10 protein-coding genes are annotated in these 12608 nt (G+C 39.0%); 7 read left to right on the top strand and 3 right to left on the bottom strand.

From position 1 onward, the window contains the following. Nucleotides 1–50: 50 nt before the first annotated feature. The 3 genes from ABVZ64_RS08505 to ABVZ64_RS08495 are packed head-to-tail and all read right to left on the bottom strand — an operon-like array spanning nucleotide 51 to nucleotide 2472. The gene (locus ABVZ64_RS08505; protein ID WP_352400585.1) at nucleotides 51–680 is read right to left on the bottom strand and encodes an NUDIX hydrolase; all 630 of its coding nucleotides are present in this window, start codon (nucleotides 678–680) and stop codon (nucleotides 51–53) included. Between the two features lie 4 nt (nucleotides 681–684). Continuing rightward, on the bottom strand, nucleotides 685–1746 hold the full coding sequence (locus tag ABVZ64_RS08500; RefSeq protein ID WP_352400584.1) for a tyrosine-type recombinase/integrase: 1062 nt from the start codon (nucleotides 1744–1746) through the stop codon (nucleotides 685–687). Nucleotides 1747–1749: 3 nt separating this feature from the next. Beyond that, a complete protein-coding gene (locus tag ABVZ64_RS08495) occupies nucleotides 1750–2472 on the bottom strand; it encodes a tRNA 2-thiocytidine biosynthesis TtcA family protein (protein ID WP_352400583.1) in 723 nt (240 codons plus the stop codon). A gap of 363 nt (nucleotides 2473–2835) precedes the next feature. On the opposite strand from ABVZ64_RS08495, the gene ABVZ64_RS08490 reads away from it, so the two are divergent. The 7 genes from ABVZ64_RS08490 to ABVZ64_RS08460 all read left to right on the top strand — a co-directional run bounded on the left by ABVZ64_RS08490 (nucleotide 2836) and on the right by ABVZ64_RS08460 (nucleotide 12527). Beyond that, nucleotides 2836–3981 carry a glycoside hydrolase family 3 protein gene (locus tag ABVZ64_RS08490; RefSeq protein ID WP_352400582.1) on the top strand — a complete coding sequence of 382 codons (1146 nt, stop codon included), beginning with the start codon at nucleotides 2836–2838 and terminating at the stop codon, nucleotides 3979–3981. Between the two features lie 110 nt (nucleotides 3982–4091). Continuing rightward, on the top strand, nucleotides 4092–6329 hold the full coding sequence (locus tag ABVZ64_RS08485) for a RelA/SpoT family protein (RefSeq protein WP_502892591.1): 2238 nt from the start codon (nucleotides 4092–4094) through the stop codon (nucleotides 6327–6329). Nucleotides 6330–6350: 21 nt separating this feature from the next. Next, entirely contained in the window at nucleotides 6351–6803 is a 453-nt protein-coding gene (gene dtd / locus ABVZ64_RS08480; protein ID WP_352400580.1) for a D-aminoacyl-tRNA deacylase, read from the top strand. Nucleotides 6804–6819: 16 nt separating this feature from the next. Continuing rightward, a complete protein-coding gene (gene hemZ / locus ABVZ64_RS08475; RefSeq protein ID WP_352400579.1) occupies nucleotides 6820–8268 on the top strand; it encodes a coproporphyrinogen dehydrogenase HemZ in 1449 nt (482 codons plus the stop codon). Next, complete coding sequence (hisS, locus tag ABVZ64_RS08470) at nucleotides 8265–9512, top strand: histidine--tRNA ligase (RefSeq protein ID WP_352400578.1); 1248 nt, start codon at nucleotides 8265–8267, stop codon at nucleotides 9510–9512. Before hemZ ends, hisS begins: the two co-directional genes overlap by 4 nt. Nucleotides 9513–9703: 191 nt before the next feature. Beyond that, a complete protein-coding gene (gene trkA, locus ABVZ64_RS08465; RefSeq protein WP_352400577.1) occupies nucleotides 9704–11062 on the top strand; it encodes a Trk system potassium transporter TrkA in 1359 nt (452 codons plus the stop codon). 13 nt (nucleotides 11063–11075) lie between these two features. After that, nucleotides 11076–12527 (top strand): TrkH family potassium uptake protein, encoded by a 1452-nt coding sequence (locus ABVZ64_RS08460; RefSeq protein ID WP_352400576.1) that lies wholly within the window; start codon nucleotides 11076–11078, stop codon nucleotides 12525–12527. Nucleotides 12528–12608 lie beyond the last annotated feature (81 nt).

Here is a 12608-nt window from a genome sequence, read left to right as displayed (position 1 = left end):
TGTTTCACAAAAGGGGCGCAGCTCAGTTTTATGTTAACCTAAGAGGTTTTTTATTCTTGATTAATATAATGAATTACGTTCTGAATAACTTGTGCTGTAAAGCCCCATATGGTATGACCCTTATATTCGTAAAACAACTCAGGTATACGACATTTGCTAAAGGGGTAGTCTTTGCCTCCCTCAATGCGATGGTAGGGGAAGGTGTCAATAATAACGGATTCCCAAATCATATCGTGGATTTCTGGGGGTGTTTCTCTAAAATAGGAGAGAGGAACAGTGAAAATTTGTGAAACCTCATCATCATTTGGGCAAGAAGAACGTAATACATCGTAACATACATATCCCACAAAGGGTTGGATGACTCCCCGATAGATAGTAAGCATATAGTCGCTTTTACCTAATATGGAAATTTCACTTTGGGGAATGCCCAATTCCTCTTCGGTTTCTCGTAGGGCTGTTTCCAACAAGGTTTCATCAGCTTCTTGATGCCCCCCGGGAAAACAAATATCTCCGGGCTGGCGAACTCCAGGAGCCCGTTTGTTTAAAACGAAGCATAACTCTCCGTTTTTTTCTGTAATTAATGCCAGAATTGCATAGCGGCGAAGCTTAAATATTGGTTGAGCCCTATGGTTTTTAAAAACATTTGATATTTTCTGAATACTCAGTTTCTGATCAACCATTGTTTCAGTCCTTTCTTAATTTAATATAAGAGGCGGCTTTACGTCGTCTTTGATCTTCAATTTCAGCATAGTGTTTTTTGGTGGTGTTTACATCGGCATGGCCTAAAGTATCCGCCACCAGATAAATGTCCCCTGTTTCTTGATATAGATTTGTACCAAAGGTGCTTCTTAATTTGTGGGGGGAAATGTTTTTTATGGTAACTCCAGAAGCATATTTTTTAACTAAATTTTGAACTGCACGAACAGTGATACGTTTACCTTGAGAAGAAAGAAATAGGGCATCATCTCCTTCTTCTTTTGTAAATGCTTGTCGGCGATTTTCTAAATAATTTTGTAAAGCTTCTTCAACCTCGTCCCCGAAGTACAAGAAAACTTCATTTCCACCTTTGCGGATAATTTTAATCCTATTATTTTTAAAATCGATATCTTTTATATTTATGCCGACACATTCAGAAACGCGCATACCAGTTCCTAAAAGTAGGGTGATTAGTGCTAAATCTCTTTTTTTAGTTCGTTCGTGAAAGGCTTTTTGGTGGTCGGACAGTTTTTCGCCAGACTCTACGGCATCTAAAAAATCTGCCATTTCATTTACATCCAAGCGGATGATTTGTTTATCGTGTATTTTTGGAGTTTCTACAATGGTGGCAGGGTTAGCAAGAATTTTCTTTTTTCTATAGAAGTATTTAAACATGGAGCGAATTGCTGCAAGTTTTCGAGATTTCCCTTTTTCATCATTATGTAACTCCGTGTTATTTTCCGGGTTTTCATAATTTTGCCGAATATAATAAGTTAGGTATTCCATAAAGGAATCAATATCGTCGGAGGTAACCTCATTTAAATGTTCAACAGTAAGGTCTTTTATTTCAATTCCGCCAAGGGCTCTATGTTCTTCATACAGATATCGGAAAAAAATCCTCAGGTCATAGGCATAACCTAGCCTTGTTTTGGTTGAGGTTGTCTGGGCGATTCCCCGAAAAAACTCCACTAAAAAAGGAGGAAGTTCTTTTTGAATCTCCCGAAGCCTTATCGTTTCTTTATTTTTTAGGTTTTCATGGTATGTTGACATGGATTATATCTCTCCATTCCAGCCCTTTAAATTAGAGCGTTTGATAGCCCCGAATACTTTTTCCTGCAGATTGTCATATTCCTTTGAGAGTTCGGCCAAAAGTTCTTTTGTTTCTTGACGTTTTGTATTACCATCGGCAAGGCAGGGGTTCTTAACAATGTTAATTCCATTTTTCACAACAAAGCTTTTTGCTTCCCATTCCGGTACATACATTAATGGTCGGATGGAATATAACATTTTACGATCCAGATAACTTACAGGGGCAAAACAGTTTATTCTCCCTTCATAGAAAAGGGACATAAAAAATGTCTCCACAACATCATCTTTGTTATGCCCTAAGGCTACTTTGTTACATCCTAATTTTTCTGCGGCATCGTTTAAAGCGCCTTTTCGCATTTTGGCACATAGGGAACAAGGATTTTTTTCCTTTCTCTCTTCAAAAATAATCTGCCCTATGTCAGTATGGATAACGGTATAGTTTACACCGATTTCATCACAAAGGGTTTGTATATCATCATATTTTGCCCCGGGCAATCCAAGGGAGACGGTAACAGCTTCTATTTCAAAGTGTTTTGGATAAAATCGTTGCAAATTCTTTAGGGCAAGGAGCAAGCAAATGCTATCTTTTCCGCCTGAAACACCAATGGCAATTTTGTCCCCTTCCTCAATCATATTGTAATCATCTACGGCACGACGCACATAGCTAAGTAATTTTTGTAGTTTCATAGGTTTGATCTCCTTTGTTAATTCATAGTTAAAAGATATTATATCATAAAAGGGTAGAAGATGGGCGAAAATCAGATGGAATGCCAGGAAAAGCATGGAGATAATCTAGGACGATACCAATAATAGGTATAAATTATCAAACGATTAAATAATAGCAGATTTAGGGTTATTTTCAATTGGGTTTTAGGTAAAGCAACTTTAAACTAAGCTTGGGTAAATAACACTACTAATATTTCCTCTTTGAAAGTTAAGCTTATAATAATTTTATATATTATATCGGAATTAAAAGAAAAATAAAAGGAATACTGTTCATTTTTAGGGAAAAAGGCTATAATGTTAGCATACAAAAAAAGGGGGCGTAGTATGAAGCATTGGTTAATAGGGCTCTTAGCAGTACTATTATGCTTTGGGACAGGCTGTGGAACAGCGGCTAATGAACAAATACAAGAAGAAGTAACTAAAACAGCTGAAGAAATCAGACTTGAAACCATAGAGAAGAAAATCCACTCCATGTCTGTTGAAGAAAAGATTGGACAGTTGCTTATGGCTGATTTTAGAAGCAACCTGGATGGTAGTGGAATGACGGTTTTAAGGCAGGATGTTGCAGACAGTATTCAGGGATACCACCTAGGAGGCGTCATCTTGTTTGCAGAAAACCTAGACACATTAGAGCAGACACAGATACTGATACAAGAGATGCAAAATGCTGCAAAAACACCATTGTTTATTGGAATAGATGAAGAGGGGGGCCTGGTATCCCGCTTAAAAAAAAGCAATATTCCCCACCAAACGATGCTTTCTCCCGGAGAAATGAAAGACCCCAAGGAGGCGGAAGCAGCAGGAAAATCCATTGGTGAAACATTATACTCTATGGGTGTTAATGTGGACTTTGCCCCTGTGGCGGATATAAATACGAACCCAGACAACCCTGTCATTGGGATTCGCTCTTATTCCGATAACCCTGAAGAGGTGGCAGGGATGGTGTGTGCATTTATTAAGGGATTGCAAAATGAAGGGATTAGTGCTACGGTAAAGCACTTTCCAGGACATGGAGATACCAAAGCAGATAGTCACAAAGCAGAGGTATTTGTGACCCATGATTTGGAAAGACTGAAAGCAATTGAATTTGTTCCTTTTTCGAAGGCTATTGAAGCTGGCGTTGCATTTGTTATGGTTGGGCATATAAAAACTCCTAATGCAACAACAGATGGTTTGCCTGCTACACTCTCATCACAAACCATAGCATTGCTAAGGGATGATTTGAAGTATAATGGTGTTGTTATCACGGATGCTATGAACATGAAGGCAATTACCGAGTATTATAGTGTTGGGGAGTCGGTAGTTATGTCTGTTTTGGCAGGAGTGGATATGGTTCTAATGCCTGGGGATATTGACGAGGCATATCAGTCTTTGTTAGAGGCCACGAAGGAAGGGCGAATTACTGCGCAACGATTGGACCAGAGTTTGCACAGAATATTGGGTTTAAAGTATGACAAGGGGTTACTTTGAAATAATAGAATTTCCTTGAAAATATAGGTTTTAAAAGGTATAATCAATTTTACAGGTTTTTTGACATTGAACAACAAAAAATGACATATTAATAGAAAAGTAGGGAGGTGATGGACATGGCGACAGCAGATGAAATGTATCAAGAGCTAGTGGAACGGATCAAGATGTATCATCCATCAAAAGATTATACTATGTTAGATAGGGCGTATGAGCTGGCAGCGGATGCCCACAAGGAACAAAAGAGGAAGTCAGGCGAGCCATATGTAATCCATCCCCTAAAAGTTGCGTATATATTGGCGGAGTTAGAATTAGACATGGAGTCTATCGTCGCCGGTATACTCCATGATGTAATTGAAGATACGAATTATGGACATGAAGACATCTCTAAAATTTTTAGTGAGGAGGTTGCTTGTTTGGTAGATGGTGTTACCAAATTAGGTAAGCTCTCTTACACAACAAAGGAAGAAATTCAGGCGGAAAATTACCGTAAAATGTTTTTGGCAATGGCAAAGGATATTCGGGTTATTTTAATTAAGCTGGCAGATAGATTACACAATATGCGAACGCTGAACTACATGACGCCGGAAAAACAACGGGAAAAAGCGCAAGAAACATTAGACATTTATGCGCCCTTGGCACATAGATTGGGTATTTCGAAAATTCGCACAGAAATGGAAGACCTTTGTTTTAAGTATCTGAATCCAGAGGCTTATTTTGACCTAGCGGCTAAAATTGAGAAAAAGCGAGCGGAAAGAGAAGCTTTTGTTCATGATATTGTAACGGAAGTGAAGATAAAAATGGATGAAGCTGGAATTTCAGGGAAAATTGAGGGACGAAGTAAACATTTTTTTAGCATTTATAAAAAAATGGTCAATCAAAATAAAAATTTGGACCAAATTTACGACCTTTTTGCAGTGCGAGCAATTGTAGATAGTATAAAAGATTGCTATGCAGTTTTAGGCATCGTGCATACCATGTATACGCCAATGCTAGGTAGATTTAAAGATTATATTGCGATGCCCAAGCCAAATATGTACCAGTCGTTGCATAATACTTTAATAGGCCCCGGTGGTCAGCCCTTTGAAATTCAGATTAGAACTTGGGATATGCATCGCACCAGTGAATATGGTATTGCTGCCCATTGGAAATATAAAGAAGGAAAAACAGGGGATCGTACCAATGAGACAGAAGAGGCGAAACTGGCCTGGTTACGCCAAATTTTGGAATGGCAAAAGGATATGTCTGATAATAAGGAATATCTTGATACCATCAAATTGGATTTAAATGTTTTTACCACCCAGGTTTATGCTTTCACACCTCAAGGCAGGGTGATTCAATTGCCCAAAGATTCTACGCCCATTGATTTTGCATATATGATTCACTCTGCTGTTGGGAATAAAATGGTAGGGGCTAGGGTCAATAATAAGATGGTCACCATTGATTATAACATTCAAAATGGGGATATTGTAGAAATTATGACCTCCCAGAATTCGAGGGGGCCTAGCCGAGATTGGCTTTCATTGGTAAAGAGTTCTCAGGCTAGAACCAAAATTAAGCAGTGGTTTAAAAAGGAAGAAAAGGAAGAAAATATTCTTCGTGGTAAAGAAATGCTTATCAGTGATATGAAGAAGAAGGGGTTTGCACCCAATGATCTTCTGCGTCCAGAATGGATGGAGCTGGTAATGAATAAATATGATTTTAAAGACTGGGATGCCATTATGGCAGCTGTTGGTTATGGTGGGATTAAAGAAGGTCAAATTGTAAATCGGTTGAAAGATGAATATTTAAAAGAAAAGAGAAAAACACAAACTGCAGAAGAAATGTTGCAGGATTTCGAAAAAACCGTTGACCAAAAACCCATCCAGAAAAAGAAAAAAAGCAAGAGTGGCATTGTTGTTGAAGGTATAGGCGATGTAGCAGTGCGATTTTCAAAGTGCTGTAGCCCTGTACCAGGGGATGAAATCATTGGCTTTGTGACACGAGGTCGAGGCGTAACAATTCATCGAACAGATTGTGTGAATGTGATGAATTTGAATGATGAAGAGAGAGGCCGCTTGATAAATGCTGAATGGGAGGCCCAATACACCCATGGTGATGTGGTGAATGCAGCGTATTTAGCAGAAATACGTGTCATTGCCAATGACAGAACAGGTCTGCTTTTTGAAATTAGCCGCCTTTTGGCCGACGAAGATATTGCGGTAAAAGGATTTAATATTCGTACCACCAAAGATATGCTAGCAATATTTAATATCACCCTTGAAATTCGAACCAAGGATCAGTTGATACGAATTACAAAGCGTATTAAGAGTGTAAAAGACGTGATTGATATCGAGCGTGTATCTGGATAAGGATGGAAATAGGAGGGTTTTATGCGTGGGGTATTGCAAAGAGTAGCAGAGGCAAATGTAACAGTGGATGGACAGGTGATTGGACAGATCAACAAGGGTGTTATGGTCCTCATGGGGATGCTGGGAACAGATGATGAAAAAACCATGGACTATATGTTAGACAAAGTTGTAAACCTTCGTATTTTTGAAGATGAAAATGGAAAAATGAACCTTTCTTTGCTAGATATTAAAGGGGAATTATTGATTGTCCCTAATTTTACTCTTTATGGAGATGCAAGAAAAGGCAGAAGACCGGGATTCTCTGGTGGAGCCGCACCAGATGTGGCAGCAAAGCTGTTTGAAAGATTATGTGAGAAAGCAAAGGAGATGCCTATTAAAAAGGTTGCAACAGGTCAGTTTCAGGCGGATATGAAAGTATCCTTGGTAAACGATGGGCCAGTAACATTGTTATTGGATAGCGAAAAATTATTTTAAAGCAAAGGGATTCATGATGATACACTATATTCTTCAAGGACATGAACTACAAAATGATGTGCAGACAATGATTCAGGTGTTTTACCCAAATCTTCATTATATGCCTACGTTAGAGGTTTCTTCTTCGGGTTTAACGGTAATCAGTAGCATGGAAAAAGGCATTGTGTCTGCAATGCTTTATCGTGACGGCAAAAAGGTAAATTGTTGGTCTAGGGAAATTCAAATGGAATCAGGAGAAAAAGAACAAAAGCGGTTGGTAAAACACACAATCTATGAGCTGCTGAAAGAGGAGACTGGTTTGCGCCCGCAATGGGGGTTACTGACTGGTGTTCGTCCTGCGAAGATTATTAGCGGCCTTTTGACCGATGGGAAAAGCCAACAGGACTGTTTGGACTATTTGACTAAAGAATACTTGGTTATGGAGCATAAGGCAAAATTAGCCCTTTCCGTAGCAATGGCTGAACAAAAGATACTGGGTGAAAACAAGCCTAGGGATATCAGTTTATATATCGGTATTCCATTTTGCCCAACCAGATGCCTATACTGTTCTTTCACAGCGTACCCTTTGGCGCAGTATAAAGATAGAGTGGATGAGTATTTGGACGCTATGTTCCAAGAATTAGATTTTCTAGCCCAGCATTCTAAAGGTTTTGATATGAAAAATATTTATATAGGTGGAGGGACACCTACTTCTTTGACGGAGGAACAGCTAGAACGACTTTTGATAAAAGTAGAAACACTTTTTGACACACACAACATCGAATATACCGTAGAGGCGGGGAGGCCCGATACCATTACCAAGGAAAAGCTTCGGTTAATGAAAGAATATGGGGTGAACCGTATTTCTATCAACCCCCAAACCATGAATGAAGAAACATTAAAGCGAATTGGAAGAAAGCACTCCGTAGAAGATATTCGCCGTGTTTTTTATGAAGCAAGAGAGCTGGGACATGAAAATATAAATATGGATTTAATTTTAGGGCTGCCTGGTGAAGAACCCCAGGATGTGAAAAATACTATGGAGGAGCTTTTAAAGTTAGCCCCTGATAATATTACGGTGCATACCCTTGCAGTAAAAAGAGCATCTCGATTAAAAGAAGAATTTGATCAACATACTTTAGCTACGGCACAGGCACTGGAAAAAATGCTTTCTATTGCGGCGGATTATGCTCTAAGAATGGGAATGGTTCCTTATTATATGTACCGTCAGAAAAACATGGTGGGCAATTTTGAAAATGTTGGTTACTGCCGCCCGGGTAAAGAAGGGGTTTATAACGTTCAAATCATGGAAGAAAAGCAAACGGTTTTGGCAGTGGGCGCTGGCGCCAGCACAAAAACTGTGGATCCCCGTACGGACCGCATCCAGCGAATTTTTAATGTAAAAAGTGTGGAGGATTACATCAGTAGAATCGACGAAATGATTGAACGTAAGAAGCAAGGATTACCTAAAGGAGGATTGCAATGATACAGTTGGTAAAAGGAACAAAAGATATTTTTTCCGCAGAAGTAAAAGTTTGGCAGGATATTGAAAAGAAAATGAGAAATATTTGCGAAACATTTGGCATTGGTGAAATCAGAACACCAATTTTTGAATTTACAGAGTTGTTTGTACGTGGAGTAGGTGAAACAACAGATATTGTTCAAAAGGAAATGTATACCTTTACAGATGATGGTGATAGAAGTTTAACTTTGCGTCCAGAAGGAACAGCAGGCGTTGCTCGTGCATATATTGAGCATGGTATGCACAATCAGGCACAGCCAACCAAGCTTTATTACATCTCTCCTACCTTCCGTTGTGAAAACACTCAGGCAGGACGCCAGCGCCAATTCCACCAGTTTGGTGTTGAAATGCTAGGCTCATATAGTGCTGCACAGGATGCAGAGTCCATTTCTGTAGCGGCAAACTTGTTGGAAGAAATGGGTATTAAGGGCGTTGAGTTACGCATGAATAGCTTAGGTTGTCCCGAATGTCGTAGTCGATATAATCAAACATTGAAAGATTTTATAGGGCAGAATTTGGACAAGCTTTGCCCAACTTGCAAAGAGCGCTTTGAAAAAAATCCTTTACGGGTTTTGGACTGCAAGGAAGAAAGCTGTAAAACAATTATTGCAAATGCACCCTCTGTTTTAGATTGTTTGGATGAAGAATGCACGGAACATTTCCAAAAGGTTCAGGACATTTTAACGGAAATGGGCATTTCATTTACCATTGATCCCAAAATTGTGAGGGGGCTGGACTACTACACAAGAACCGTGTTTGAATTCATTTCTGATGGATTAACAGTTTGTGGTGGTGGACGATATGATAACTTGGTAGAAGAGTGTGGTGGAAAGCCCACAGGTGCCGTTGGCTTTGGCTTGGGAATTGAACGACTTGTAATGATTCTAGAAAAACAAAAAGGTGAAATCACAGAAATTCCAAAGAGAGATGTATTCATCGGTTCTATGGGAGAAAAAGGTTTCTTGAAGTCACAAGGCTTGGCATTAGCACTCAGAAAAGCTGGGATTTCTGCCGATTGTGACACCGTGGAAAGAAGTGTTAAGGCACAGATGAAATTCGCCAATAAAATTGGCGCCAAGTTCGCTGTAGTAATTGGAGATAGTGAGTTGGAAAACGGAGTGGTTGAGCTAAAAAACATGGAAACAGGTGAAAAAAGTGAAGTTTCCCTTTCAGAGCTATATACTGTTCTAGCACAAAAATGCAAATAAAATCTTCTAATTTGATAAAAACGTCTCACATTTTATAAAGGAGGCGTTTTTTCTATGTAGCATGAGAATAAGAGCTGAGTAATAAACGGAATTACCCTTGTATTCAAGGTAGGGAAGTGTTAATATATTGGGATAATGGATGGACCTTGTCCACAAACTATAGAATAGGCAGGCTTCAAGGAGGAAGTAAGTTGAAAATCGTAATTGTAGGGGACGGTAAAGTGGGCAGCACCATAGCCAACCAGCTCTCCATAGAAGGACATGATGTTATTGTAATAGACAATAATTCTGCGGTGTTGGCCCAGTCTGGGAATACAATGGATATTTTTTGTATTGAGGGAAATGGAGCAACAGTTTCAGTTTTGCAGGAAGCAGGCGTAGCAAATGCAGATGTTTTGATTGCTGCAACTTCTGCGGATGAAGTGAATATGATTTGTTGCTTATTGGGTAAAAAGCTAGGCGCAAAGAATACCATTGCCCGTGTACGTAATCCTGAATATTACGCACAGATGGGCATGATTAAGGATGAATTGGGGCTAAGCATGGCAGTAAACCCTGAATATGCTGCAGCAACAGAGATTTCCCGATTACTGCGTTTTCCTTCTGCAATTCAGATTGAACCTTTCGCCCGAGGCAGAGTTGAATTGGTTGAGTTGAAAATTCCGGAACATAGCTCTCTGGATGGGATGCCTCTCTGGGCTATTTATAAAGAATTTCAGGTAAAAATTCTTATTTGCGTTGTGCAAAGGGATGAGGAAGTTTTTATTCCTAGCGGTGATTTTGTATTAAAATCAGGTGATAAAATTAACATTACTGCATCTCACTTAGAAATTGCAAATTTCTTTCGAGCAATTGGGATTTTCCGCAGTGGTGTAAAGTCTGTAATGATTATAGGTGGGGGGCGCATTGCATATTACTTGGCAAAGGAGTTAAGTACTGTTCATGTGAAAGTCAAAATTATTGAGAAAGACTTAAAACGTTGCGAATACCTTTGTGAAATGTTGCCCGACTCGGTAATTATCCATGGAGATGGTACCGACAAAGAGTTATTGCATGAAGAAGGTATGGAAAAAACGGATGCATTTATTACTTTGACAGGGATGGATGAAGAAAATATTATAGTTGCTTTATATGCCAAAGAGAAAAAGGTATCTAAGGTTATTGCCAAGGTCAACAAGATTTCATTCCATGAAATTTTGGATAATTTGAACATTGATAGCTTTATTTCGCCTAAAACCATTGCAGCCCAGAATATTGTGCGTTATGTTCGTGCAATGAAAAATTCAATGAGAAGTAATAATGTAGAGACATTGCATACTTTAATTAACAATCAGGTTGAAGCCGTAGAGTTTAAGGTTCGGGAAGAATCATCTGTTGTTGGGATTCCTCTGAAAAACTTTAAAAGAAGAGATGGCCTTATTGTAGCTGCAGTTATTCGAGGCACACAAATTATTATCCCCAGTGGAAACGACACAATTGAAAAAGGCGATAATGTTATTGTTGTTACCACAAAAAGGCACCTAACAGATCTAAACGAAATACAAAATTAGACGGAGAATAATCATGAATTATCATATGATGGCCTATATATTAGGCAATATATTGCGGGTTGAAGGGTTATTTTTAACTGTGCCTGCGTTGCTTGCCGTGTATTTTGGCGAAAGAGGGGCACTTTTTGCATTTATTCTAACAATTTGTATCACGCTTCTAATCGGTACAATTCTTGCAAAGGCAGAGCCTAAAAATAAAAGAATCTATGGGCGCGAGGGATTTGTTATTGTGGCTCTTGCCTGGATAAGTATGTCCTTTTTTGGTGCAATGCCATTTTATTTTAGCGGTGCCATAGAAGGTGTAGTAAATTGTTTTTTTGAAACAGTATCTGGTTTTACGACAACAGGGGCATCCATACTGACAGAAATCGAAAGCTTGCCAATGAGCATTTTATTTTGGAGAAGCTTTACCCACTGGATTGGTGGTATGGGTATATTGGTGTTTATGCTTGCGATTATGCCCGCAGTGGATGAACGCTCTATGCATTTAATGCGTGCTGAGGCACCGGGACCAGTGGTCAGTAAACTTGTACCCAAGGTAAAATCAACAGCGAAGTTGCTGTATGGTATTTATGTAATTTTGACTCTAGTAGAGGTGATTCTGCTCTTTGTAGGCGGAATGCCTTTGTTTGATAGTGTTGTGAATGCATTTTCAACGGCGGGAACAGGTGGTTTTGCTATTAAAAATGCCAGCATAGCCGCATATGAGACGCCTTACTTTGAATATATTATCACCATTTTTATGTTCCTATTTAGTGTGAACTTTAATTTATACTACTTACTTTTGATTAAAGATACTAAAAATGCCTTTAAAAACGAAGAGTTAAGATATTACTTAATCATTATTTTAAGTTCAATTGCAATTATTACAGTCAATATTCTGAATCTATACCCAACCTTAGAAAGTGCGTTCCGACATGCAGCTTTTCAGGTTTTGGCGATTATAAGTACAACAGGCTTTGCTACCGCCAATTTTGATGCATGGCCAGAGCTGTCAAAGTCACTACTAATAATATTGATGATTGTAGGCGCCTGTGGCGGTTCCACTGGTGGTGGTATCAAAATATCTCGTTTGATTATCTTGCTAAAAATGGCAGGGCGTGAGGTACGCCACATCATCCACCCTAGATCGGTAAATATCATCAAGTTGGATGGGCATAAGGTGGATGAGGAAGTTATACGTGGAGTGGCAGGATTTATAATCGTATACCTGTTTTTACTATTTGGATCCTTCCTCTTAGTTTCCTTAGATAATTTCGACTTTACCACATCCATTACCTCGGTTTTGACTTGTCTTGGTAATGTTGGCCCAGGGCTTAGCATGGTTGGCCCTGTGGAGAATTACAGCTTTTTCTCTGATTTTTCGAAGCTGGTTTTGTGTTTTGATATGTTATTGGGAAGATTAGAAATTTTCCCCATTGTTATGCTTTTTGCACCCTCTGTATGGAGAAGAAGTTATATGTAAAAAAATATTGATAAAAAGAAAAAACAGCCTGTTCGGCTGTTTTTTCTCAATTAAGGGGAGAGGGTACTAGTTATGTCAACA

The organism is Anaerotignum sp., from assembly GCF_040307045.1.
In the GTDB taxonomy this organism is placed as follows: Bacteria; Bacillota; Clostridia; order Lachnospirales; family Anaerotignaceae; genus Chakrabartyella.
Note: the sequence above shows the minus strand (reverse complement) of the source record. Positions and strands in the feature narration are given on the sequence as shown.

Excerpts from the sequence above, each read along its gene's own strand:
- dtd (WP_352400580.1), top strand. The coding sequence starts at position 6,351 with ATGCGTGGGGTATTGCAAAGAGTAGCAGAGGCAAATGTAACAGTGGAT.
- ABVZ64_RS08505 (WP_352400585.1), bottom strand. The coding sequence starts at position 680 with ATGGTTGATCAGAAACTGAGTATTCAGAAAATATCAAATGTTTTTAAA.
- ABVZ64_RS08485 (WP_502892591.1), top strand. The coding sequence starts at position 4,092 with ATGGACATGGCGACAGCAGATGAAATGTATCAAGAGCTAGTGGAACGG.
- hemZ (WP_352400579.1), top strand. The coding sequence starts at position 6,820 with ATGATACACTATATTCTTCAAGGACATGAACTACAAAATGATGTGCAG.
- ABVZ64_RS08495 (WP_352400583.1), bottom strand. The coding sequence starts at position 2,472 with ATGAAACTACAAAAATTACTTAGCTATGTGCGTCGTGCCGTAGATGAT.
- ABVZ64_RS08460 (WP_352400576.1), top strand. The coding sequence starts at position 11,076 with ATGAATTATCATATGATGGCCTATATATTAGGCAATATATTGCGGGTT.
- ABVZ64_RS08490 (WP_352400582.1), top strand. The coding sequence starts at position 2,836 with ATGAAGCATTGGTTAATAGGGCTCTTAGCAGTACTATTATGCTTTGGG.
- ABVZ64_RS08500 (WP_352400584.1), bottom strand. The coding sequence starts at position 1,746 with ATGTCAACATACCATGAAAACCTAAAAAATAAAGAAACGATAAGGCTT.
- hisS (WP_352400578.1), top strand. The coding sequence starts at position 8,265 with ATGATACAGTTGGTAAAAGGAACAAAAGATATTTTTTCCGCAGAAGTA.